Source organism: Micromonospora sp. HB375, from assembly GCF_017872985.1.
Taxonomy (GTDB): domain Bacteria; phylum Actinomycetota; class Actinomycetes; order Mycobacteriales; family Micromonosporaceae; genus Micromonospora; species Micromonospora chalcea.
The window spans coordinates 153,605-177,400 of sequence record NZ_JAGGJO010000001.1 but is presented as its reverse complement, the minus strand read 5'-3'; the positions used below and the strand labels follow the sequence as shown (position 1 = coordinate 177,400).

The 23,796-nt window shown below is 72.6% G+C and carries 20 protein-coding genes; 7 read left to right on the top strand and 13 right to left on the bottom strand.

Going from position 1 to position 23,796, the window contains the following annotated elements:
- The first annotated feature begins 39 nt into the window (after window positions 1-39).
- On the top strand, window positions 40-264 hold the full coding sequence (locus tag J3R08_RS00915) for a hypothetical protein (protein ID WP_043327397.1): 225 nt from the start codon (window positions 40-42) through the stop codon (window positions 262-264).
- Here J3R08_RS00915 and ccsB read toward each other — a convergent pair.
- Genes ccsB through hemL form a run of 6 tightly spaced genes read right to left on the bottom strand, consistent with a single transcriptional unit; the run spans window position 233 to window position 6,245 of the window.
- The gene (gene ccsB, locus J3R08_RS00910; RefSeq protein WP_064448403.1) at window positions 233-1,198 is read right to left on the bottom strand and encodes a c-type cytochrome biogenesis protein CcsB; all 966 of its coding nucleotides are present in this window, start codon (window positions 1,196-1,198) and stop codon (window positions 233-235) included. The two genes, J3R08_RS00915 and ccsB, sit on opposite strands and share 32 nt — an antisense overlap.
- A complete protein-coding gene (locus J3R08_RS00905) occupies window positions 1,198-2,817 on the bottom strand; it encodes a cytochrome c biogenesis protein ResB (RefSeq protein ID WP_209959642.1) in 1,620 nt (539 codons plus the stop codon). The genes ccsB and J3R08_RS00905 overlap by 1 nt, the downstream gene beginning before the upstream one ends.
- Window positions 2,817-3,683, bottom strand: a complete 867-nt coding sequence (locus J3R08_RS00900; RefSeq protein WP_064448401.1) for a cytochrome c biogenesis CcdA family protein — start codon at window positions 3,681-3,683, stop codon at window positions 2,817-2,819. The genes J3R08_RS00905 and J3R08_RS00900 overlap by 1 nt, the downstream gene beginning before the upstream one ends.
- Window positions 3,683-4,258 (bottom strand): TlpA disulfide reductase family protein, encoded by a 576-nt coding sequence (locus tag J3R08_RS00895; protein WP_030500717.1) that lies wholly within the window; start codon window positions 4,256-4,258, stop codon window positions 3,683-3,685. Before J3R08_RS00895 ends, J3R08_RS00900 begins: the two co-directional genes overlap by 1 nt.
- Window positions 4,258-4,905: a histidine phosphatase family protein gene (locus J3R08_RS00890; protein WP_013283542.1), complete on the bottom strand. Its 648-nt coding sequence runs from the start codon at window positions 4,903-4,905 to the stop codon at window positions 4,258-4,260. The genes J3R08_RS00895 and J3R08_RS00890 overlap by 1 nt, the downstream gene beginning before the upstream one ends.
- Window positions 4,906-4,907: 2 nt before the next feature.
- A complete protein-coding gene (gene hemL / locus J3R08_RS00885; protein ID WP_209959640.1) occupies window positions 4,908-6,245 on the bottom strand; it encodes a glutamate-1-semialdehyde 2,1-aminomutase in 1,338 nt (445 codons plus the stop codon).
- Between the two features lie 144 nt (window positions 6,246-6,389).
- On the opposite strand from hemL, the gene J3R08_RS00880 reads away from it, so the two are divergent.
- On the top strand, window positions 6,390-6,722 hold the full coding sequence (locus tag J3R08_RS00880; protein WP_043327409.1) for an STAS domain-containing protein: 333 nt from the start codon (window positions 6,390-6,392) through the stop codon (window positions 6,720-6,722).
- A 94-nt stretch (window positions 6,723-6,816) separates the two neighbouring features.
- Here J3R08_RS00880 and J3R08_RS00875 read toward each other — a convergent pair whose 3' ends face one another.
- Window positions 6,817-8,409 carry an ABC transporter permease gene (locus tag J3R08_RS00875; protein ID WP_209959638.1) on the bottom strand — a complete coding sequence of 531 codons (1,593 nt, stop codon included), beginning with the start codon at window positions 8,407-8,409 and terminating at the stop codon, window positions 6,817-6,819.
- Window positions 8,406-9,299 carry an ABC transporter ATP-binding protein gene (locus J3R08_RS00870; protein WP_043327413.1) on the bottom strand — a complete coding sequence of 298 codons (894 nt, stop codon included), beginning with the start codon at window positions 9,297-9,299 and terminating at the stop codon, window positions 8,406-8,408. Before J3R08_RS00870 ends, J3R08_RS00875 begins: the two co-directional genes overlap by 4 nt.
- A gap of 53 nt (window positions 9,300-9,352) precedes the next feature.
- Between J3R08_RS00870 and J3R08_RS00865 the strand changes: the two genes are divergently transcribed.
- Window positions 9,353-9,865 carry a GbsR/MarR family transcriptional regulator gene (locus J3R08_RS00865; protein ID WP_280841761.1) on the top strand — a complete coding sequence of 171 codons (513 nt, stop codon included), beginning with the start codon at window positions 9,353-9,355 and terminating at the stop codon, window positions 9,863-9,865.
- 4 nt (window positions 9,866-9,869) lie between these two features.
- Here the strand turns inward: J3R08_RS00865 and J3R08_RS00860 are convergent, their stop codons facing one another.
- Entirely contained in the window at window positions 9,870-10,427 is a 558-nt protein-coding gene (locus tag J3R08_RS00860) for a two-component system response regulator (RefSeq protein WP_013283536.1), read from the bottom strand.
- Window positions 10,424-14,788, bottom strand: coding sequence for a HAMP domain-containing protein (locus J3R08_RS00855; protein WP_043327414.1), 4,365 nt, complete (start codon window positions 14,786-14,788; stop codon window positions 10,424-10,426). The genes J3R08_RS00860 and J3R08_RS00855 overlap by 4 nt, the downstream gene beginning before the upstream one ends.
- Window positions 14,789-14,956: 168 nt before the next feature.
- Here J3R08_RS00855 and J3R08_RS00850 point away from each other — a divergent pair, with 168 nt between their 5' ends.
- On the top strand, window positions 14,957-17,020 hold the full coding sequence (locus J3R08_RS00850) for a SpoIIE family protein phosphatase (RefSeq protein WP_043327416.1): 2,064 nt from the start codon (window positions 14,957-14,959) through the stop codon (window positions 17,018-17,020).
- Window positions 17,021-17,319: 299 nt separating this feature from the next.
- Here the strand turns inward: J3R08_RS00850 and J3R08_RS00845 are convergent, their stop codons facing one another.
- The gene (locus tag J3R08_RS00845; RefSeq protein WP_245254645.1) at window positions 17,320-18,801 is read right to left on the bottom strand and encodes an FAD-binding oxidoreductase; all 1,482 of its coding nucleotides are present in this window, start codon (window positions 18,799-18,801) and stop codon (window positions 17,320-17,322) included.
- 100 nt (window positions 18,802-18,901) lie between these two features.
- Here J3R08_RS00845 and J3R08_RS00840 point away from each other — a divergent pair, with 100 nt between their 5' ends.
- Complete coding sequence (locus tag J3R08_RS00840) at window positions 18,902-20,995, top strand: S9 family peptidase (protein WP_209959635.1); 2,094 nt, start codon at window positions 18,902-18,904, stop codon at window positions 20,993-20,995.
- Window positions 20,996-21,001: 6 nt separating this feature from the next.
- Here the strand turns inward: J3R08_RS00840 and J3R08_RS00835 are convergent, their stop codons facing one another.
- Window positions 21,002-21,946 (bottom strand): threonine/serine dehydratase, encoded by a 945-nt coding sequence (locus tag J3R08_RS00835; protein WP_209959634.1) that lies wholly within the window; start codon window positions 21,944-21,946, stop codon window positions 21,002-21,004.
- A gap of 22 nt (window positions 21,947-21,968) precedes the next feature.
- Here J3R08_RS00835 and J3R08_RS00830 point away from each other — a divergent pair, with 22 nt between their 5' ends.
- Entirely contained in the window at window positions 21,969-22,112 is a 144-nt protein-coding gene (locus J3R08_RS00830; protein WP_166455678.1) for a hypothetical protein, read from the top strand.
- A gap of 85 nt (window positions 22,113-22,197) precedes the next feature.
- Here the strand turns inward: J3R08_RS00830 and J3R08_RS00825 are convergent, their stop codons facing one another.
- Complete coding sequence (locus J3R08_RS00825) at window positions 22,198-22,764, bottom strand: TIGR03086 family metal-binding protein (RefSeq protein WP_209959633.1); 567 nt, start codon at window positions 22,762-22,764, stop codon at window positions 22,198-22,200.
- 31 nt (window positions 22,765-22,795) lie between these two features.
- Here J3R08_RS00825 and J3R08_RS00820 point away from each other — a divergent pair, with 31 nt between their 5' ends.
- Window positions 22,796-23,584, top strand: a complete 789-nt coding sequence (locus tag J3R08_RS00820; protein ID WP_104114820.1) for an AraC family transcriptional regulator — start codon at window positions 22,796-22,798, stop codon at window positions 23,582-23,584.
- Window positions 23,585-23,796: the final 212 nt, after the last annotated feature.

The following is a 23,796-nucleotide window of genomic DNA, read 5'->3' as shown; positions in this document are numbered from 1 at the left end:
TCACTGACAGGATCGCCGACGGCGGTTCATCATCGGCGGATGGATGACGCATACGTGGTGGGTGACCCGGACGGCCTCAGCCCACTCCAGGCAGAGATCCGCGACGCGGTGGCCCGCGAACTGCACGCCCAGTTCGCGCTCCGGGCCGACCGCCTCGAACTGGCCGACCTGCCGGAGGTGGCCTACCAGGTCACGCGCCGGGTGGACGAGGTGCTGAGCGCGCGCCCGGCCACTACACCCCGGCGTACGAGTGCAGACCGGTGAAGAAGAAGTTCACGCCGAACAGGTTCATCATCACGGTCAGGAAGCCCACGATGGAGATCCAGGTCGCCACGTTGCGCTTCACGCTCGGCGTGGCCCGGGCGTGCAGGTAGCCCGCGTACACCACCCAGGAGATGAACGCCCAGGTCTCCTTGGGGTCCCAGCCCCAGGCGCGGCCCCACGCCGCCTCGGCCCAGATCGCGCCCGCGATCACCGCGAACGTGAAGATCGGGAACGAGAAGGCGTGCAGCGTGAAGGTCAACCGCTCCAGCCCGGCCGCCGCCGGAAGGCGGCGGGCCAGGGTGTACGGGAAGCTGCGGCGACCCTGCTCCCAGCCGGCCCGCATCAGGTACGCGGCGGCGGGCACCACGCCCAGCAGGAAGAGGCCCGAGGCAAAGATGATCGTCGAGACGTGGATGATGAACCACCACGACTGCAGCGCCGGCATCAGCGGCTCGATCGGCACGTAGAGCTTCAGCTCGGCGAACGCCAGCAGCAGCACCATCACCAGCGTCAGGAACAGCCCGAGCCGGCGCAGCCACGGCTGCTTCCAGAGCACCACGAGCCAGGCCGCCACACCGATCCAGGTGCCGGTCAGCACGAACTCGTACATGTTGCCCCAGGGCATCCGGTCGGCGGCGACGCCCCGCGTGATCACCGCGCCCAGGTGCACGGCGGCGGCGACCGCGGTGAGCCAGCCGGCGATCCGGCCGGCCAGCACGGCCCGGGCGGCGGAGTGGTCCGGGCGCGGCGGCGCGGCCGGCTCGTCGACGGTGCCGCCGGCGCCGCCGACGCCCGCGCCGACCAGTTCCCGCGCGGGCGCGGCCGCGGGGACCTTCCGCGCGTTGCCCAGCGCGAACTCCACGGCGTGGCTGATCATCGCGATCAGGTACACCAGGATCGCGTACGCGACCAGCTGGTCGGAGAGTGCGGACATCACTCGTCTCCTTCTCGCGCCCGCCGCGCGTCCGGCTCGTCGCCGCTCACCGCGGCGACGAGCTGCGCGAACTCGTCGGCGAACCCTGGGTGCTCGGTGCGCGGCAGCCCACCGGCCTCCACCAAACTACTACCGCCCGTCGGAGATCCACCCTCCGGGGGCGAAACCCGGAACCACACCCGTCGCCGCCGGGCGAACAGCGAGCCCATCAGGCCCAGCAGCAGCGTGCCGCTGGCCACCAGCAGCAGCGTCTGCCCGGGCGCGTGCCGGACCGCGAGCGTGATGTACGGCTTGGTGCCGACGAACTCCAGCGTGCTGCCGTCGTCGAGGGTCCACTTCTCCCCCGGCCGCAGCAGCTTGGTGCCGATCTCCTTGAGCTTGCCGTCGTCGATCTGCCGCCGGTCCAGCGCGTAGACCGAGCCGGGGATGCCGGCGTCCATCCCGAGGTTCCCCCGGTACGCGGTCAGGTTCACCATCGGGTTGCGCTCGGCCGGATACTGCGACGCCACGTACGGCGCGCTCTCCGGCCCGGTGGGCAGGTAGAGCCCGTCGAAGGCGATCTGCTGGTCCGGGGACCGCGCGCCGGTCTTCGGGTCGACGTTGGCGTCCGGGAAGATCGCCACGCCCTCCTCGGTCGCGTTGGAGTCGCCGGTACGCAGGAACGGCGCCTCGCTGGTCTGGCTGCGGCCGTACTTGTCGGTGTACTTCAGCAGCGGCGCGTAGCCGTTGCCGAGCAGGTAGACGTTCGCCGAGCCGAGCCGCAGCGGCGAGTTGACCGAGAAGCCGGCGGTCCGCGCCGTGCCGCCCGGCTCGTCCACGGTCACCGTGGCCCAGTAGCGGGACGCCAGCCCGGACGGCAGGTAGTCGGCCTCGAACTTCTCCAGCGTCAGGCAGAACGGCGGCAGGTCGGCGCTGTCCACACGCGGGCCGAGCGACGCCTCGGCGTACTGCTGACGGGTGTTGCAGAAGGCGTTGTCCTCGCCCGCGACCAGGATGCGGTTGCCGTGCCATCCGTACCAGGAACCGAGCGCGACCCCGAGCAGGACGGCGACCAGCGACACGTGGAAGAGCAGGTTGCCGGTCTCCTTGAGGTAGCCCTTCTCGGCGGAGACCTCGTTGCCGCGCACGGTGACCCGCCACCGGCGACCGCGCAGCACCGCCGCGATCGCCTCGGGGTCGGCGGCGGCCGGGGCCTCCAGCACCGTGTGCTGGGGCAGCCGTTCGAGCCGCTTCGGCGCGGCCGGCGGCTTCATCCGCAGCGCGCGGACGTGGTCCCGGGCGCGGGGCAGGATGCAGCCGATCAGCGAGGTGAACAGCAGCAGGTAGATCGCGGAGAACCAGACCGAGCCGAAGACCTCGAACGCGCCGATCTGGTCCAGCCGGGGCGCGAGGTCGGGGTGGTCCACGAACCACTGGTTGACCCGCTCCGGGTTGACGCCGCGCTGCGGCAGCACCGAGCCGGGGATGGCCGCGACGGCGAGCAGGAACAGCAGGATCAGCGCGGTACGCATGCTGGTGAGCTGCCGCCACGAGTTGCGCAGCAGGGCCAGCACCGGGTTGACCCGCCGTCGGGGTGCCTGCGCCGGAGGGGTCGACGGCCGGTCGTCGACGGTCGTCATCAGATGCTCACCTCGCCCACGCCCACGTTCGTCTGCAGCCAGATCACCACGTTCACCCAGCCGCCGCTGATCAGCGCCAGGCCGATCGCGATCAGCAGGGCCCCGCCGATGCGGGTGACCCAGCGGCTGTTGCGCCGGACGGCGCGGAACACCCCGAGCAGGCGCTGGAAGCCCAGCCCGAAGACGACGAACGGTATCCCCAGCCCGAGGCAGTACGCCACGGCGAGCACCACGGCCCGGTCGGTGCCCCCCTCGGTGGCCGCCATGCCGAGCACCGCGCCGAGCGTCGGGCCGGTGCAGGGCAGCCAGCTGAGCGCGAAGACCGCGCCGAGCACCGGCGCGCCGAGCAGCCCGGCGGAGGGCAGCCAGCGGATGCGGAACTCCCGCTGCATGCCGGGGATCACCCCGAGGTAGCCGAGCCCGAGCACCACCACGAGCGCGCCGATGACGATCTCCAGCGTGCGCTCGTACCGGAAGAAGAGCTTGCCGACGCCGGAGAAGAGGATCGCGGTGGCGACGAACACGACTGTGAAGCCGGCGATGAACAGCAGCGTGCCGGCGAGCACCCGGCCCTTGACGGCCGCGGTGGTCCGGGCCGGCGCCGCCCGCTCGGCGACGCCCACACCGCCCCCGCTCGCGCCGCCGCTGTTAACAAGGGGCCCTTCCTCTACCGGAGGCGTTAACAGGGGGCCCTTCCTTGCACCCTCCAGGTCGGCGCCGGCCAGGCCGGTCACGTACGACAGGTAGCCGGGCATCAGCGGGAGCACGCACGGGGACAGGAAACTCACCAGCCCGGCCAGTGCGGCCGCGCCCACCGCGAACAGCAGCGGGCCGGACTCGGCGAGCTGGCGGAACGTCTCGCCCATCAGCGGGCGCCGTTCGGCGCCGGTGACTCGGCGGCGATCTTCTCGACGATCGGCCGCAGCTCGTCGCGGGTGACGGCCCGGCGGATCACCACGGCGATCCGGCCCTCGCGGTCGAGCACGACGGTGGCCGGGGTGGTGTTCGGCGGGATGTCGAAGTTGAGCGCCTGCCGGCTGGCCGGGTCGAAGATGCTCGGGTACGTGACCCGGCCCTCCTCGAAGGCGAGCGCCTTGTCCTTGCTGTCCTGCACGTTGATGCCGAGGAACGTCACGCCGGAGCCCTTTGTGGCCTGGTAGGTGTCCTCCAGGTCGTCGGCCTCGGCACGGCAGGGCGCGCACCAGGAGCCCCAGAAGTTGACCACGACGACCTGGCCGCGGTCGCGGGAGATGTCGTAGCCGCCGCCGGTGAGCAGCTCACCGCTGACCTTCGGCGTCTTCGAGCGCTGGTCGGGTGCGCAGGTGACGACGGAGCCGTCGGCCGCGCACCGGCTCTCCTGGCTGCCGGAGGAGCAGCCGACCAGCGCCGTACCGGCGGTGACGGCGGCGAGCAGGGCGGCGGCGAGCCTCCGGGTGAGCATCAGGCCCCCTTGGCCGTCCGGGCGGTCGGCGAGATCGACACCAGGTGGGCGGCCGGCTCGGAGTACCCGATGCCGACGATCTTGGCGCCGTCGAAGTGGAACGAGGTGAGGCTGGCCAGGCCGCACTGGCGGCGGCGCGGGTCGTGCCAGAGGCGCTTGCGCTCGACGTGCCGGCGCAGCGTCCAGATCGGGAGCTGGTGCGACACGAGCACCGCCTCGCGGCCCTCGGCGGCGACGCGGGCGGCGTGCAGCGCGGCGAACATGCGCTCGGCGATGGCCCGGTACGCCTCGCCCCAGGACGGGGTCACCGGGTCGCGCAGCACCCACCAGTTGCGCGGGTCGCGGAACGAGCCGTCACCGGGCGAGACCTTCTTGCCCTCGAACCAGTTCGCGCTCTCGATCAGCCGCTCGTCGACGCCGACGGAGAGGCCGAACTGCGCCGCGATCGGCTCGGCGGTCTGCTGGGCGCGCTCCAGCGGGCTGGCCACCACGTGCACCACGGTCCGGTCGGCGAGCGCCTGCGCGGCCGCCTTCGCCATCTGCACGCCCAGCTCGGAGAGGCGGAACCCGGGCAGGCGGCCGTAGAGGATGCCGTCCGGGTTGTGCACCTCACCGTGCCGCAGCACGTGCACCACGGTCTCCGCCATAGTTACCCCCCGCTTCCCGCCGCTGCCGCCGCCCGCGCCGCCACCGGCAGGGCGGCGGCGATCTGCTCCCACGCCGCGTCGTCGATCGCGGTCGAGACGAACCACGACTCGAACGCGCTCGGCGGCAGGTAGACGCCACCGGCGAGCATCGCGTGGAAGAACGCCTTGAACGCCGGCACCACCTGGGTACGGGCGCTGTCGTAGTCGCGCACGTCCGCGTCGGTGAAGAAGACCGAGAACATGTTGCCGGCGGTGGAGAGGCGGTGCGGCACGCCGGCCGCGGACAGCGCCTCGGTGGTGAGCTTGCCGAGCGCGGCGGAGGTCTCGTCGAGCCGCCGGTAGAGCGCGTCGTCGGCCAGCCGCAGCGTGGCCAGTCCGGCGGCGCAGGCCAGCGGGTTACCGGAGAGCGTCCCGGCCTGGTAGACCGGGCCGGCCGGGGCGAGCTTCGCCATGATCTCCGCGCGCCCGCCGAACGCCGCGGCGGGCAGGCCGCCACCCATGACCTTCCCGTACGTCCACAGGTCCGCGTCCGACGGGTCGAGGCCGTGCCATCCGGCGCGGGACACCCGGAACCCGGTCATCACCTCGTCGACGATGAGCAGCGCGCCGTGCGCGTGCGCGATCCGGGCCAGTTCGGCGTTGAAGCCGTCACGCGGGGCGATCACGCCCATGTTGCCGGCGGCGGCCTCGGTGATGATCGCGGCGATGTGCTGGCCCTGGGCGGCGAACGCCTCCTCGACCGCGCGCAGGTCGTTGTACGGCAGCACCATCGTGTCGCCCGCTGCCGCGCCGGTCACGCCGGGCGAGTCGGGCAGGCCGAACGTGGCCACGCCGGAGCCGGCGGCGGCGAGCAGCGCGTCCGAGTGGCCGTGGTAGCAGCCGGCGAACTTGATGATTTTGGAGCGGCCGGTGAAGCCGCGGGCCAGCCGGATCGCCGACATGGTCGCCTCGGTGCCGGAGTTGACCAGGCGCACCTGCTCGACCGGCGTCCGCGCGATGATCTCCTCGGCGAGGTCCACCTCACCCGGGGTGGGCGTGCCGAAGCTCGTGCCCAGCGTGGCGGCCTCGCGCAGCGCCTCCACCACTGCCGGGTGCGCGTGGCCGAGAATGAGCGGGCCCCAGGAGCAGACCAGGTCGACGTACCGACGACCGTCGGCGTCGAAGAGCCACGGACCCTCCCCCCGGACCATGAAGCGCGGGGTGCCGCCGACGGCACGGAACGCGCGCACGGGAGAGTTCACCCCGCCGGGCACGACGGCCTTGGCGCGGTCGAACAGGGCCTCGGAGGCCGGGGCGTCGGCCGGGTAGCGGCCGGATCCGGCGGAAAGCGTCTCGGTCACGATGGGCCCATTGTGTCAGCGTCGGAGCACTGCCTGGCACGCACCCCGCGACGGGGGTTACCAGGCTCACCCCGGTGAGCGGCGGCAGGCCGCCAGCGATCCGCTCGACAGGCCCGTCGGTCGAGATCGCGATAGGCTGACCGGGTGGATCGTGCCGAACTGTCCATCGCCGTACAGCGGACCGGTGACGAAGCAGTGCTTCGTCTGGCCGGTGAGATCGACATGCTCACGGCCGCCCAGCTCTCGACGGTGGTCAACGAGGTGCTGGCGGATCCGCCCCCGCGCATCGTGCTCGACCTGGCCGGGGTCACGTTCTGCGACTCGCAGGGCCTCGGCACGCTCGTGGTGCTCAGCCGCAAGGCCAGTCATGCCCAGTGCCTGCTGATACTCACCAACGTCGGGGACTTCCTGATCCGCGTCCTGGACATCACCGGTCTCCGCAGCGCCCTGATGATCCGCAACGAAGCCACCCCGTAGCCCCGCCCTCCTTCCTCCGCGATCTTGCACTTGCGGCCCTCCACGAGGGTGATTCACCCCTTTCGCCGGGGCCGCAAGTGCAAGATCAACGCTGCTAGAGGACGGGGAGGTCTCGGCGGCGGAAGGTGAGCAGGCCAGCCGTGGCCAGGGTCACCGCCAGGGCCGTGAGCAGGTAGAGCGGGGTGGGGGTCCAGGCGTCGCGGAGCACCTGCGGGGTGTGCGTGAACGGGGACAGGTCCAGCAGCCACTGGTCCAGCTCCAGCACCGCGCCGAGCTGCCCGAGCAGCACGCAGACCGCCAGCACCGCCCAGGTGACCGGCGCGAGCCGGGGCAGCAGGCCGTAGAGCAGCACGGCGAGCCCGGCCAGCACCCACGCCGCCGGCACCTGAGCCAGGCCCGCGGCGAGCATCCGGCCGAGTTGCCGGGGCACGTCACCGGTGCTCACGCCGTACGTCAGGCCGGTCGCGAGCCCGGTCACCGCGAGCACCACCACCGGGCCGAGCAGCGCGAACGTCACGTGCGAGAGCAGCCAGGTCGAGCGGCGGGTGCCGGTGGCGAGCACCGGCTCGGCGTGCCCGGCGGACTCCTCGGCGCGCATCCGCAGCGCGGCCTGGATGCCGTACCCGGCGGCGGCCAGCCCGGCCAGGCTCAGCGTCACGCCCAGGTACGCGTCGGCCATGCCGGACGCCCCGCCGAGCCGGGCCACGATCTCCTCCATCCGCGGGCTGCCCTCGACGGACCGGCCGGCCGCCTCGGCCGCGCCACCGAGGATCAGGCCGAGCAGGCCGAACCCGACCGACCACCAGAGGATCTGCCCCCGGTGCAGCCGCCAGGCCAGGCCGAACGGACCGGACAGGCCACCACCGGCGGCGGCCGGGCCGAGCCGGGGCGGCAGCACGCCCGCGCCCAGGTCGCGGCGGACCGAGACCGGGTACGCGAACGCGGCGAGCAGTGCCGTGGCGGCAAGCGGCAGCAGCAGCACCCACCACCGCTCCCCCTCGTAGGGGCGGACCCGGGCGGCCCAGCCCAGCGGGGACAGCCAGCTCGGCCAGTCGTTGCCCGCCGTGTCCCCGGCCAGGCGCAGCCCGAACGCGGCGCCGAGACCGGCGAGGCCGATGCCCCGCGCCCCACCCGCGGTCTCGGTCAACTGGGCCGCCAGCCCGCCGAGCGTGGCGAACACGACGCCGGTCAGCACGGTGACCAGGCCGTACGCCAGCGAGCCGCCGACCGGCAGCCCGGTCGCGACCAGCCCGGCGGCGGTGAGCAGGCCGAGCAGCAGATCCGCCGCGTACGTGACGAGCAGCGCGGCGGTCAGCCCGGCGTGCCGCCCGAGCACGTTGCCGCCGAGCAGTTCCCGCCGGCCGGCCTCCTCCTCGGTGCGGGTGTGCCGGATGACGGTGAGCAGGCTGGCCAGCGCGACGATGAGCAGCAGGAAGCCGCTGCGCTGGGCGGTCAGCCCGCCGATGCTGTCGCCGTAGGCGGGGCCGAGCAGCGCGACGATGGACGGGTTGCGGGCGGTGCCCTCCAGGTACGCGGCCCGCTCGGCGGCGGTCGGGAACAGCCCGGCGAAGCTGGCCGCGTACGTCATCGGCAGCACCGCGAGGATCAGCACCCACAGCGGCAGCAGGAGGCGGTCCCGGCGCAGGATCAGCCGGACCAGGTGGCGGGTGCCGGTGAGCGTGCTCATGCCCGGTCCGCCGTCTCGTAGTGCCGCAGGAACAGTTCCTCCAGCGTGGGCGGCGTGCTGACCAGGCTGCGTACGCCCAGTTCGGTGAGCCGGCGCAGCGCGGCGTCGAGCGCGGCGGTGTCGACGTCGAAGCGCACCCGCCGCCCGTCGACCCGCAGGTCGTGTACGCCGGGCAGGTCGGCCAGGCCGTCGAGCGGCGCGGCGACCTCGGCGTCGATGGCGGTGCGGTGCAGGTGGCGCAGGTCGCCGAGCGTGCCGGACTCCACCGTCCGGCCGGCCCGGATGATCGTCACCCGGTCGCAGAGCGCCTCCACCTCGGCGAGGATGTGGCTGGACAGCAGCACTGTGCGTCCGTCGTGGACGGCGCGGCGGACCCAGTGCTGGAAGACCTCCTCCATCAGCGGGTCGAGCCCGGAGGTCGGCTCGTCGAGGATGAGCAGTTCGACGTCGGAGGCGAGCGCGGCGACCAGGCCGACCTTCTGCCGGTTGCCCTTGGAGTAGGTGCGGCCCTTCTTGCGCGGGTCCAGCTCGAAGGAGTCCAGCAGTTCGGCGCGGCGTTTCGGGTCGAGCCCGCCGCGCATCCGGCCGAGCAGGTCGATCACCTCGCCGCCGCTGAGGTTGGGCCAGAGCGTGACGTCGCCGGGCACGTACGCGAGGCGGCGGTGCAGCGCGACCGCGTCCCGCCAGGGGTCGCCGCCCAGCAGCCGGGCGGCCCCCGCGTCCGCCCGCAGCAGGCCGAGCAGCACCCGGATGGTGGTCGACTTGCCGGAGCCGTTCGGGCCGAGGAAGCCGTGCACCTCCCCGGTGCGGACGGTCAGGTCGAGCCCGTCGAGGGCCCGGGTGCGGCCGAAGGTCTTCACCAGGCCGGACACATCGATTGCCGTTTCCATAATTCAGAAGCTACGCTCGTTTCACAAACTTGTGAAGACTGTAGGGTCACGGGGTGAGTGTCGAGGAGCCGACCATGAACGAGCCGTTCCGCCACGACGAGGAGGAGGTCCACCTCTTCGTGGAGCGGATGGCGATGGCCTTCGCCGACGTGGGCTTCCCCCGGATGGCCGCCCGGGTCCTGTTCACGGTGATGAGCGCCGACGACCCGCTCACCGCGGGCGAGATCGCCGAACGGCTCGGCGTCAGCGCGGCGGCGGTCAGCGGCGCGGTCCGCTACCTGACCCAGTTCGCCATGCTGGTCCGCGAGCCGGTCAAGGGGTCCCGGCGCGACCGCTACCGGATGCCGGACAACCCCTGGTACGAGGCGACGATCACCAAGACCACGCTCTACAAGAACTTCATCGACATCGCCGCCGGCGGGGTCGACGCGCTGCACGGCCGCAGCACCCCGGCCGGTGAACGGGTCGCCGAGATGCGCGACTTCTTCCTCTTCGTACAGGAGGAACTGGAATCGCTCGGCGACCGGTGGCGGGCCCGGCGGGCCGCGACCGGGCACGGCGGCTGACCCGTCAGCGGGTGTTGCCCCAGCGCGCCTGCTCCAGCAGCTCGACCGCGCGTTCGCGGGTGGACGGGTCGTCGTCGGCGCGCAGCAGCGCCGTCGCCTCGTCCACCGCGTCGGTCAGGTGCCGCCACTGCAGATCCCGCTCCCGCACCAGGTCCGACTGGGCGGCGAGCTGCCGGGTCTTCACCCACAGGTCGACGAAGACGGTCACCTTCGCCCGCAGCACCCACGGATCGAACGGCTTGGTCAGGTAGTCGACCGCACCCGCCGCGTAGCCGCGCAACGCGAGCTGCGCGTCCTTGTCCGCGGCGGTCAGGAAGATGATCGGTACGTGCCGGGTGCGCTCGCGCCGCTTGATGTGCGTCGCCGTCTCGAAGCCGTCCATGTCGGGCATCTGGGCGTCCAGCAGGATCACCGCGAAGTCGTCCACGAGGAGCTGCTTGAGCGCGGCCTCGCCGCTCTCCACCGCGACCGACTGCACCGGGAGACCCTGGAGGATCGCCTCCAGCGCCATCAGGTTCTCCCGCCGGTCGTCCACCAGCAGGGCCTTGGCCGTCTGCGTCACGCGTTCTCCTCGCCTCGGCTGCGGCCGATCCAGGACGCCATCAGCTCGATCAGCTCGTCCAGGTCCACCGGCTTGGTGATGTAGTCGCTGCCGCCGGCGCTGAGCGCCGACTCCCGGTCGCCGGGCATCGCCTTGGCGGTCAGGAAGACGATCGGCAGGTCCGCGAACCGGTGGTTGCGGCGGATCTGCGCTGTCGTCTCGTACCCGTCCTGGTCCGGCATCATGGCGTCCATCAGGACGATGTCCACCTCCGGATGCTCGGCGAGCTGGCGGACGCCGTCCGCCCCGTTGTCCGAGTACAACACGGTCATGCCGTGCAGTTCCAACGCGGACGTCAACGCGAACACGTTCCGCACGTCGTCGTCGATGATCAGCACGGTCACGCCGTCCAGCCGCCGGGTGGCCGGCGTCTCCTGCGGCTGCGGCAGCTCCATCGGCATGAGCAGCGACGACGGCAGGCCCGCGCGGCTCGGCGACGGCGGCGCCGGCGCCACCACCGCGTCCGGCGCCAGCACATCGGGTACGAAGAGAGTGAACGTCGAACCCTGACCGGGCGCGGACGAGACGGTGATCGTGCCGCCGAGCAGGCGGGCCAGATCACGGCTGATGGACAGGCCCAGGCCGGTCCCGCCGTACCGCCGGCTGGTGGTGCCGTCCGCCTGCTGGAACGCCTCGAAGATCAGCGACAGCTTGTCGTCGGAGATGCCGATGCCGGTGTCGATCACGGTGAACGCGATCACCCGCTGCGCGTTCGTCAGCGCCGGCACGTCGAAGACGGCGTTCTCGGCCGCCGGCCCGATCCGCAGCGTCACCGCGCCGTTGTCGGTGAACTTCACCGCGTTGGAGAGCAGGTTGCGCAGGATCTGCTGCAACCGTTGGGCGTCGGTCACCAGCGCCGGCGGCAGGTCGCTGCTGACCCGTACCTGGAAGTCCAGGCCCTTCTCCTCGGCCTGCGGCGCGAACGCCTGCTCCACGTAGCTCCGGATCTCGGCGAACTGGATCTCGGTGGGCTCCACGTCCATCCGGCCCGCCTCGATCTTCGACAGGTCGAGGATGTCGTCGATCAGCGAGAGCAGGTCCGAGCCGGCGCCGTGGATGGTCCGCGCGAACTCGATCTGCTTCGCGCTGAGGTTGCGCTCCGGGTTCTCGGCCAGCAGCCGGGCCAGCAGGAGCAGCGAGTTCAGCGGCGTACGCAGCTCGTGGCTCATGTTCGCCAGGAACTCCGACTTGTACGCCGACGCCCGGGTGAGCTGCTGCGCCTTCTCCTCCAGGCCGAGGCGGGCCAGCTCGATCTCCCGGTTCTGCGTCTCGATGTTGGCCTTCTGCTCGGACAGCAGCTTCGCCTTGTCCTCCAGCTCGGCGTTGGTGCGCTGCAACTCGGCCGACTGGTCCTGCATCTCGTGCGCCAGCCGCTGCGACTGCGCCAGCAGCTCCTCCGTACGCCGGTTGGCCTGGATGGTGTTGACCGCGACGCCGATGGTGAGCACCAGCCGCTCCAGGAACGCCAGGTGCAGGTCGGAGAACGTGGCCACGCCGGCGAACTCGATCACGGCGAGCAGTTCGCCCTCGAACAGGACCGGGAGCACCACCAGGTCGGCCGGGGGCGTGTCGGCCAGCCCGGAGCGCACCACGAGGCGCCCGTCCGGCTGCGCCTTGACCCGGATGGTCCGGCGGGACAACGCGGCCTGCCCGACCAGCCCCTCACCCGGGCCGAACGTCACGTCGTGCCCCCGGGCCACGTACCCGTAGGAGGCGGTGAGCCGCAGCCGCATGCTGCCCTCGGAGCTGTCCGCCAGGAAGAACGCGCCGAGCTGCGCGTCCACCAGCGGGGTCACCTCCATCATGATCATGCGGCAGACCTCGCCCAGGTCGCGCTGGCCCTGCAGCAGACCACCGATGCGGGCCAGGTTCGAGTCGAGCCAGCCCTGCTCGGCGTTCTTCTTCGTCGTCTCCCGGAGGGTGACGATCATCTGGTTGATGTTGTCCTTCAGCTCGGCGACCTCGCCCTGCGCCTTCACGTTGATCCGCTGGGTCAGGTCGCCGCGGGTCACCGACGTGGAGACCTGCGCGATCGCGCGCAACTGCGTGGTGAGCGTGGAGGCGAGCTGGTTGACGTTCTCGGTGAGGTCGCGCCACGTACCGGAGACGCCCTTGACCTGGGCCTGACCACCCAGCTTGCCCTCGGTGCCCACCTCGCGCGCCACGCGCGTGACCTCGTCGGCGAACGAGGAGAGCTGGTCCACCATCGTGTTGACTGTGTTCTTCAGCTCCAGGATCTCGCCCTGCGCGTCCACGGTGATCTTCTGACCCAGGTCACCGTTCGCCACGGCGGTGGTGACCGAGGCGATGTTCCGCACCTGGCTGGTCAGGTTCGACGCCATCGAGTTCACGTTGTCGGTCAGGTCCCGCCACGTACCCGAGACGCCCTTGACCTGGGCCTGACCACCCAGCTTGCCCTCGGTGCCCACCTCACGGGCCACCCGGGTGACCTCGTCGGCGAACGACGACAGCTGGTCCACCATCGTGTTGACAGTCGACTTCAGCTCCAGGATCTCGCCCTGCGCGTCCACGGTGATCTTCTGCGACAGGTCGCCCTTCGCCACCGCCGTGGACACCTGGGCGATGTTGCGCACCTGCGCGGTCAGGTTCGACGCCATCGAGTTGACGTTGTCCGTCAGGTCCCGCCAGGTGCCGGCGACGCCGCGTACCTGCGCCTGGCCGCCCAGCTTGCCCTCGGTGCCCACCTCACGGGCCACCCGGGTGACCTCGTCGGCGAACGACGACAGCTGGTCCACCATCGTGTTGACAGTCGACTTCAGCTCCAGGATCTCGCCCCGGGCGTCCACGGTGATCTTCTGCGACAGGTCGCCCTTCGCCACCGCAGTGGTGACCGAGGCGATGTTCCGCACCTGGCTGGTCAGGTTCGACGCCATCGAGTTCACGTTGTCGGTCAGGTCGCGCCACGTACCGGAGACGCCCTTGACCTGGGCCTGACCACCCAGCTTGCCCTCGGTGCCCACCTCACGCGCCACGCGCGTCACCTCGTCCGCGAACGACGAGAGCTGGTCGACCATCGTGTTGACGGTGTTCTTCAGCTCCAGGATCTCGCCCTGCGCGTCCACGGTGATCTTCTGGCCCAGGTCGCCCTTGGCCACCGCCGTGGAGACCTGGGAGATGTTGCGGACCTGGCTGGTCAGGTTGCCGGCGAGCTGGTTCACGTTCTCGGTGAGGTCCCGCCAGGTGCCGGAGACGCCGCGCACCTGCGCCTGGCCGCCCAGCTTGCCCTCGATGCCCACCTCGCGCGCCACCCGGGTCACCTCGTCGGCGAACGACGACAGCTGGTCCACCATCGTGTTGACGGTGTCCTTCAGCTCCAGGATCTCGCCCTGCGCGGCCACCGTGATCTTCTGCGACAGGTCACCCTTGGCGACAGCCGTCGACACCTGGGCGATGTTGCGGACCTGCGCGGTCAGGTTCGACGCCATCGAGTTGACGTTGTCGGTCAGGTCCTTCCAGGTGCCGGCCACGCCCGGCACCTCGGCCTGGCCGCCCAGCTTGCCCTCGGTGCCCACCTCGCGGGCCACCCGGGTCACCTGCTCGGCGAACAGCCGCAGCGTGTCGGTGAGCGAGTTCATCGTGTCGGCCAGCTCGGCCACCTCGCCGCGCGCACCGACCGTGATCTTCTGCGACAGGTCGCCCTTCGCGACGGCGGTCGCCACCTGCGAGATCGACCGCACCTGGCCGGTGAGGTTCGACGCCATGGTGTTCACCGAGTCGGTGAGGTCCTTCCAGGTGCCGGCCACGCCACGCACGTCGGCCTGGCCGCCCAGCTTGCCCTCGGTGCCCACCTCACGGGCCACCCGCGTCACCTCGTCGGCGAACGACGACAGCTGGTCCACCATCGTGTTCACCGTGCGGCCGATGCGCAGATACTCACCCCGGAGCGGACGACCGTCTATCTCCAGCGCCATGTGCTGGGAGAGGTCACCGTCGGCGACCGCCACGATCACCCGGGCGATCTCCGTGGTGGGCCGGCCCAGGTCGTCGATGAGCGAGTTGACCGCCCGCTGCCCCTCCGCCCAGGAGCCGTCCAGGCCCTCGTCGTCCAGGCGCTCGGTGAGCCGGCCGTCGCGGCCGACGATCCGGCTGATCCGGCGCAGGTCCAGGTGCTGCCGCTCCTGCAACGACACCACGTCGTTGAAGGCGTCAGCGACCTCACCGGGCAGTCCGGCCCGGCGCGGCAGGCGTACCCGCAGGTCACCGTGCGCCACCCGGCGCAACGCGTCGACCAGCTCGCCGAGGAGCACCTCGTGGTCGGGCGCGGACGGGTCCGCGGTCACCGACTGTTTTGCCGTGGTCATGGTTCCTCGCTCCGCTCGGGCTCGTGCCGTCACGCGGCCATCCCATCATTCTGCCGCGCGATCCGTCGAGGTCACGGCGTGCAACCGCGCGTCACGCGCCGTATCCGCCCGACTGGCCGGTTCGCCGGACCCTTGGCACCCGGGGCCGGACCGGTGGAGGATACGGAGGTGTCAGCGGAGGCGGGGGCCACTCGGAGCGGCGGTGCGGACGAGCACGTCCGCCGCGTCCGCCTCCCCGCAGACCGCCGCACCCCGGCGGCGGCCCGCGCGGTGGTACGCACCATGCTGCTCGAAGCGCGGCTGCCCGAACTGCTGAACGAGGCGCTGCTGCTCACCACCGAGCTGACCACGAACGCCGTCGAACACGCGCGCACCGAACTGGACATCGAGGTCGAAGCCGACCCGAACGGCCTCACCGTCACCGTCACCGACTTCGCCTCCGGACCCGTCGACGAACTGATCGTCGGCGTGCGCAACACCACCTCCGACATCACCGAAGTGGCCGCGCGGGGACGCGGACTGCTGCTCGTCGACCACTTCTCCAGCCGGTGGGGCACCACGTACCTGCCCACCGGCAAGGGCGTCTGGTTCCGCCTCGACCGGCCCGGCCCCGGCGGCCCCGCCCGCCCGTCGGCCGGCCCACCGCCGGTGACCGAGCCGGAACGGACCGGCGACGGTACGCCCAGCGCCGCCGCGATGAGCGAGTTGATGCAGATCACGCCCGACCCGTACGCCGACGAGCCACTGCCCGAGTTCGCGACCGCCCTGCTGAGCCGGGTCGGCGAGATGGTCGGCGCCGCCGGTGGCACGGTCCGGCTGGACCGGGGCGACGGGCTCGGCACCCAGGTGTTCGCCCGGTACGGCCGGCACCCGCGTGAGGGCAACGAACTGCTGCGCGTACCGCTCGCCGTGCACCGCCCGTACACCGGTGAGCTGGAACTGGACGCGGCGCCCTCGACGTACGCGCGGCCGCTGGCGGTGCTGGCCGCCGAGCGGCTGTCGCTGCACCTGGAGAACGACCGGCTGCGCCGCGCCGACGTACGCCGGTCCACCTGGCTGACGTTCCTGGCCGAGGCGAGCGAACTGCTCGCCCAGTCGCTGGACGTCGAGCTGACCATGGCGCTCATCCCGCAGCTCGTGGTGCCCCGGCTCGGCCAGTGGTGCGCCGTGCACACCACCGACGAGTGGGGGCGGCTGCGTCTCGCCGCCTCCAGCCATGCCGACGAGGCCATGCTGCCGCAGCTGCACCGGATCCTCCAGGAGACCGGCCCGGACTCGATCCAGTCCCGGCTGCGCGAGGCGTCCCGCAACGCCGCCCAGGTGCCGCTCGGCGGACCGATGGAGGGCTTCGCCGTACCGCTGATCGCCCGTGGCCAGCGGCTCGGCACCCTCGCGGTGGGCCGGCACCAGCGGCACCGGCACGACCCGGACGAGGTCTCGGTGCTGGAGGACGTGGCCCGCCGCGCCGCCCTCGCCATCGAGAACGCGCGCATCCACGCCGAACGCCGCCGGGTCGCCCAGACGCTCCAGCAGTCCCTGCTGCCGCCGGTGCTCCCGGTGGTCGAGGGCATCGGCTTCGCCGCCGAGTACGTCCCGACCGGCGACGACGCGGAAGTCGGCGGCGACTTCTACGACGTGGTCCCGCTGCCGGACGGCCGCTGGCTCGTGGTGGTCGGCGACGTTTCCGGCAAGGGCGTGCAGGCCGCCGCCGTGACCGGCCTGGTCCGGGACGTGATCCGGGTCCTCGTCGGCGACGGCAAGCCGCTGCCCGAGGTGCTCAGCCGGCTCAACGAGACGCTCGTCGAGCGCGGCGGCGGACGCTACTGCACGCTGGCGCTGGCGGCCGTCTCACCCGGCGACGGCGACCAGCTCGACGTCTCGCTGCACCTGGCCGGCCACGACCGCCCGGTGCTGCTGCACGGTGGAGGCGGCGCCACCTTCGTCGGCACCGGCGGTACGGCGCTGGGCCTGCTCGACACGATCACCACGCCGACCGCCGAGCTGGCGCTCAAGCCCGGCGACGCGCTGATCTTCTACACCGACGGGGTCACCGAGCGGCGGCGCGGACGCGAGCTGTTCGGCACCGAACGGCTGCGCGAGTCGGCGGCGCCGCTGGCCGGGTACTCGGCCGACGTGGTCGCGGCACGGCTGCGCGCGGCGACGATCGCCTTCTCGGTGGAGCCACCGCGCGACGACATAGCCGTCCTGGTCCTCCGAAACGACACCCCGTAGCCCTCTCCCCGCGCCCCGCCCCCGGTTCCGACTCCGGTTCCGACCCGGCGGTGATCAAGGAGTTTGTGGCCTGGGGAGGCGCGAAACGTGACACAAACTCCTTGATCACGACAGTGGTGGGGAGTGCGGGTTGTCGGTGGCGGGTAGGCGGCGCCAGCTCGCCGAAGTGGCGGCATCCGGCGCACGTGGACACAACCACCACCCCGAACTGGTGCCTGCCGGTGCCGCGCCCGCTGGGACGGGCGTCCAGTGTGGAGGCAGGTCGGGGTGCCGGGTGAGCAGGCCGAGGCGGGCCGGATTCAGAGACCACCGGGGAGGCGGCCGGGGGCCAGCCGGTGGTGCGGGTCCAGGTGGGCCTTGGCGCTGCGCAGGCGCGGCAACGCGGGCAGCTCGCCCCAGAGGTCCACGGCACGGCGCACCGCCGGCGGCGCGGCCACCACCACACACCGGCCTCGCCGGGCGATCAGCACGCTGCGGACGGCGGTGAGGATCGAGGCGACCCGCTCCGGCGGCAGCGCGCCGGGCAGGGCGGCGTGCACCGCGCCGCCGCCGGCCGAGCCGCGTACCGGCACGGGGGTGCCGGCGGCGTCGCGCAGCGCGTAGACGGCGGCGTGCAGGTCGTTGATCGGCACCTCGATGCGCAGCGCGGTGTCTCCGGGCGCGAAGGGATAGCGCCCCCACCACTCCGGCGCGTGGTGGCTGACCATCGCCGGGGCGCCGAGCACGGCGGTGAGCCGTTCGGCCCGCTCGGTCACGTCGGCCGGGCCGCCCTCCAGGAGCACCACCAGGCTGCCCGCCGCGGGCCGGCCGGTCACGGCCGGGTGATCGGGGCGGTTGATCACCGACGGGTGCGTGGCCGGAATCCGGCGACGGGGCAACGGCACCGGCACGGGCAGGTCCAACTCGACGGCGGCCGGGCCGACGCCGGACGCCAGTACGGCACGGACCAGGTCGTGCACCTCCAGCGGGGTCCAGACCGGACGGGACACCCAGACCCGGCTCGCGGGCACGGCCTGCACCCGCATGGTGGCCGAGACCAGCACGCCGAGCCCGCCCTGCGAGCCGCAGAGCAGCCGTGCCACGTCCAGCCCGGGCATCCCACCCCGACCGAGGATCGCATCGCCACCACCGCGACCCGGACCTCCGTCGGCACCGGCATCGGCCGCCGGAGCGCGTCCGCCCGGACGGCCACCGCCAACATCCGGGGCGGCCCGGCCGAACGCCTCCGTGCCGGACTCGCCGACGCTCACCAACTCGCCGTCGGCGTCGAGATAGCGCACGCCGATGAGCTGGGCGCACGGGCTGCCGTGCCGGTGCCGCAGCGGACCGGACTCGTCGGCGGCGAGCACCCCGCCGAGCGTCGCGCCCGGCGAGGGCGCGTCGACAGGCAGCCGCCGGTTGGTGCGCGCCAGCGTGGCCTGGACGGCGCGCAGCGGCGTACCGGCGCCGATCTCGGCCACCGCCGCGGCATGCGGCTCGTGCCAGACGCCGGCGAGGCGGCCGGTGTCGAGCATGATGTCCACCTGCGCCGGAGCGGCGCCCCAGTCGATCTTCGTGCCGGCGCCGCGGGGCACCACTGTCAGGTCGTACGCCGCGGCCAGCCGCAACACCTCGGCGGCGGCGTGCGGGCCGCCCGGCACGGCCACCCAGCGGGCGGTACGCCCGGCCACCTCGTCGGCCGGGCCGGCGAAGCGGGCGAACGGCGAACCACAGATCTCCGCCAGCTTCCGGGTGATGTCGAGGGCTCCGGGTCGGTTGGTGGAACGAGCTGCATCCGCCATGGCGCTTATCGTACACATGTTCGAAAGCCCTGGCGGCGAGTCGCCGGATTCGCGCGGCGGGCGGCCCCGGCGGCGGTCCGGCGCCCGGTAACGTGGCGCCGTGACCGAAACCCCACTGCCCGTCGCCAAGCGCGTCCCGACCGAGCGCGTCCATCACGGTGACACAGTCCTCGACGAGTACGCCTGGCTCGCCGCCAAGGACGACCCGGACACGATCGCCTACCTGGACGCCGAGAACGCTTACACCGAGGCGCGCACCGCCCACCTGGCCGAGTTGCGCGCGGAGCTGTTCGAGGAGACGCGCCGGCGCACCCAGGAGACCGACCTGTCGGTGCCGACCCGCAAGGACGGTCACTGGTACTACACCCGCACCGTCGAGGGGCAGCAGTACGGCGTGCACTGCCGCCGCGCGGTCCGCCCCGGCGAGACCGCGCCCCCGGTCAGCGCCGACGGCGCGCCGCTCGACGGCGAGGAGGTGCTGCTCGACGGCAACCATCTCGCCGAGGGGCACGACTTCTTCTCGCTCGGCGCGTTCGACGTCAGCCCGGACGGCCGCTGGCTGGCCTACTCCACCGACTTCTCCGGCGACGAGCGCTTCACGCTGCGGATCAAGGACCTGACCACCGGCGAGTCGCTGCCGGACGAGGTGCCGGACACGTTCTACGGCACGGCGTGGTCGAGCGACGCCTCGACGCTGTTCTACGTGACGGTGGACGAGGCGTGGCGGCCGAACCGGGTCTGGCGGCACACCGTCGGCACGTCGTCCACCGAGGACGTGGTGGTCTACCAGGAGGACGACGAGCGGTTCTGGGTCGGCGTCGAGCTGACCCGCTCCGAGCGCTTCGTGGTGATCGACATCCACAGCAAGATCACCAGCGAGGTGCGGGTGATCCCGGCCGCCAACCCGACCGGCGAGCCCGCCGTCGTGGCCCCGCGGCGTCAGGGCATCGAGTACGCGGTGGAGCACCACGGCCACCGCTTCCTGATCCTGCACAACGACGGCGCGGAGGACTTCGCGCTGGCGTACACCTCGGCGGACGCGCCGGGCGAGTGGACGCCGCTGATCCCGCACACGCCGGGCACCCGGCTGGAGGCGGTCGACGCGTTCGAGAACCACCTCGTGGTGTCGCTGCGGGCCAACGGACTGACCGGTCTGCGGGTGCTGCCGGTCGGCAGCGACGACAGCTGGGACATCGACTTCCCCGAGCCGATCTACAGCGTCGGGCTGGACGCGAACCCGGAGTACCGCACGAACGAGGTACGGCTGCGCTACACCTCGCTCGTCACCCCGGACTCGGTCTACGACTACGACCTGGTGACCCGGGAGCTGACGCTGCGGCGGCAGAAGCCGGTACGCCCCGGGCCGGACGGGCGGCCGTACGACCCGGCCGACTACGAGCAGCACCGGGACTGGGCGCTCGCCGACGACGGCACCCGGGTACCGATCTCGCTGGTCTGCCGCCGGGACACCCCGCGCGACGGCTCGGCGCCCGCCGTCATCTACGGCTACGGGTCGTACGAGGCGAGCATGGACCCGTGGTTCTCGATCGCCCGGCTGAGCCTGCTCGACCGCGGCGTGATCTTCGCGGTGGCGCACATCCGGGGCGGCGGCGAGCTGGGCCGGCGCTGGTACGACGAGGGCAAGCTGCTGGCGAAGAAGAACACGTTCACCGATTTCGTGGCCTGCGCCCGGCACCTGGTGAAGGCGGGCTGGACGGCGAGCGACCGGCTGGTCGCCCGGGGCGCGTCGGCCGGTGGCCTGCTGATGGGCGCGGTGGCGAACCTCGCCCCGGACGCGTTCACCGGGATCGTCGCGCAGGTGCCGTTCGTGGACGCGCTCACCTCGATCCTCGACCCGTCGCTGCCGTTGACGGTCACCGAGTGGGAGGAGTGGGGCAACCCGCTGGACGACCCCGAGGTGTACGCGTACATGAAGTCGTACACGCCGTACGAGAATGTGACCGCCGCCGACTACCCGGCCATCCTGGCGGTGACCAGCCTCAACGACACTCGCGTGCTCTATCACGAGCCGGCCAAGTGGATCGCCCGGCTGCGCGCGCTCGCGCCGGCCGGCGACTACCTGCTCAAGACCGAGATGGGCGCGGGCCACGGCGGGCCGAGCGGCCGGTACGACTCGTGGCGTGAGGAGGCGTTCGTCAACGCCTGGATCCTGGACCGCGTCGGCCGCGCGTGACGGGGTTCAGGCGGCCAGTGCCGCGGTGAGCACCTGCGGGTCGGCGTTGCCGCCGGTCACGACCGCGACGGTACGGCCGGCCGGCAGCTCGCCACTGTGGAAGAGCCGGGCGGCCAGGGCGACCGCGCCGCTCGGCTCGGCCACCAGTCGCGCGTCCCGGAGCAGCCAGCCGGTGGCCGCCATGATCTCGTCCTCGGTGACCGTGACGATGCCGTCGAGCCGGTCCCGCAGGTGGGCCAGCGTCAGCGCGGACAGGCTGGTCCGCAGCCCGTCGGCGCACGTCCGGTAGGTGCGTTCGACGTCCCAGACGACCACCTCACCGGCGGCGAGTGACTCCTGGGCGTCGGCGGCCAGCGCCGGCTCGACGCCGATCACGGCGGCGGACGGGCGCAGCGCCTTGACCGCAGTGGCCACGCCCGAGCCGAGCCCACCGCCGCCCACCGGCACCAGCACCACGTCCACGTCCGGCAGGTCGGTGACGATCTCCAGCCCGACGGTGCCCTGACCGGCGATGACCGCCGGGTGGTCGAACGGCGGCACCAGCGTCGCCCCGGTCCCGGCCACGATCCGCTCCGCCTCGGCGAGCCGCCGGGCCGGCGGCACCAGCCGTACGTCCGCGCCGAGAGCCCGCATCCGGGCCACCTTGACCTCCGGCGCCCCCTCGGGGACCACCACCGTGCAGGGCGCGCCGAGGGCGCGGGCCGCGTACGCCAGGGCTTGCCCGTGGTTTCCCGACGAGTGGGTGACCACCCCCCGGGCGCGGGTCGCGGGATCGAGCCGGGCCACCGCGTGGGTGGCGCCGCGCAGCTTGAACGACCCCACCGGTTGCAGGTTCTCCGGCTTGAGCCACAGCTGATCGTCCCAGAGCACCGGCACCAACGGGGTCCGCAGCACGGTACCGGCCACGTCCTCGGCGGCGGCGCGGATGTCGGCGATCGAGATCAGCTCCATCGCACCAACCTAGACTGCCGGCATGAGTGCGGAGGAGCCCTCGGCGGCGCGACGCGGACCGACCTGGCTGATCCTCGTGGTGGTGGCCGCCGCGCTCGTCGTCTGCTGCTGTTCGACGGTGATCGGGCTGGTCGTCGCCGGCTCCGCCGGGCTGCTCGGTCGCTGACCGCCGGGCCGGACGCCGGCCGTCCCGGCCCGGCGGGCGCCGCCGTCCGTGCCGCTCGCCGCCCCGTGCCGGCGAGCAAGCAACGTCAGCGGGTCCAGGCCGGGTTCCGTCCGGCCCGGCCGAGCAGCGCGTCCATGCTGGCCGGCGCCGCCTCGGTGGGCACCGGCGGGCCGAACGCGCCCATCTTCTGCCCCATGTCGCCCATCCGGTCCATGAACTCGTGCCCGGCCGACACCACGGCCGGATCCACTGTCAGCTCCTGGCCGGTGGCCCGGGACAGGTCCCACCCGTGCACCGTGAGGTCGATCAGCGCCATCGACCCGACGGTCTCCTGTGGGAGCCCCATGCCGGGTGACACGCCCTCCAGCGCGGCCGGGTCGGACCAGGCCTCGGTGAGCCGGGCCGTCTCGGTCGCGAACCGGTCACGCCAGCCCTCGGTCAGGTGATCGGTCTTGCCGGACCAGTCGACCTCTTCCCGGCGGGCCAGCGCCTGGAAGTTGACCACCACGTCGAACAGGTGCCCGAGCAGGTCGCGCACCGTGTAGTCGGGGCACGGGGTGGGCAGGCCGAGTTGCTCGTCGGAGATGCCGCGAACCACAGCGACCGTACGCGGCGCCGCGACGGCGAGCAGCTCACTAGTCTTCGTGCTCATAGGGGCAGCGTATGAGGGCGGTCTTGAAGAAATGCGACACGAACCTCGGCGTGACAACCGGGGCATCCTCGATCCGGGCCGGCTGCGGCAGCAGGTCCGGTTCCGGCGCCGGATGGCCGCCCCGGCGTTGCGCCGGTGGGTGGAGCACTACTGGTTGATCGACTGGGATCTGACCGAGCCGTTCGAGCAGCGGGTGGTGCCGCACCCCACCGTGAACGTGGTGTTCCAGGCGCAGGAGGGCGCGCCCGAGCAGGGCGAGATCGCCGGCGTCGACACCGGCCTGTTCGCCGTCACGCTGCACGGCGTCGGCCGGGTCTCCGGCGTCCAGTTCCGCCCGGGCGGCTTCCGGCCGTTCTGGCGGCGCCCGGTCGCCGAACTGACCGGCCGGCGCGTGCCGATCCCCGGCGGGCCGATCTGCCCGGGGACCGACGACGAGCGCTGCGCGAGGCTGGACGAGCTGCTGACCTCGTGGCCGCCGGTCGCGGATCCGCTCGCCGCGGAGGCCACCACGCTGGTCGAGGAGATCCGCGCCGACCGGACCGTGCTGCGGGTGACCGACTTCGCCCGGCGGCGCGGCGTCTCCGTCCGCCGGCTCCAGCGCCTCTTCCTCGACCACGTGGGCGTCGGTCCGAAGTGGGTGATCCGCCGCTACCGGCTCCAGGAGGCGATCGAACAGGCCGCCGCCGGGCCGCTGGACTGGTCGCGGGTCGCCGCCGATCTGGGGTACGCCGACCAGGCCCACCTGGTGCGCGAGTTCACCGCCGTCGCCGGGGTCTCGCCCGCGGCGTACGCCCGCTCGCTGGCGGCCCTGCGGCCGTGACGCGGGTCAGGCCTGCCGAGCGCGGGCCAACCCTCACTCCGCGCGGTTACGCAAGGTGACAGTCGGCCCGAGCGGCGGGCCTCGCCTCGCGCCGACTTTGCTCTGCAGCCACTGACGCAACGCACACCGACGGTGACGGTGGCGGTGCGACGCCGCCGACCATGGTCAACAGGAAGCGCCTGCTCAGGCGCCTGCTGCACCGATGGCTGCAG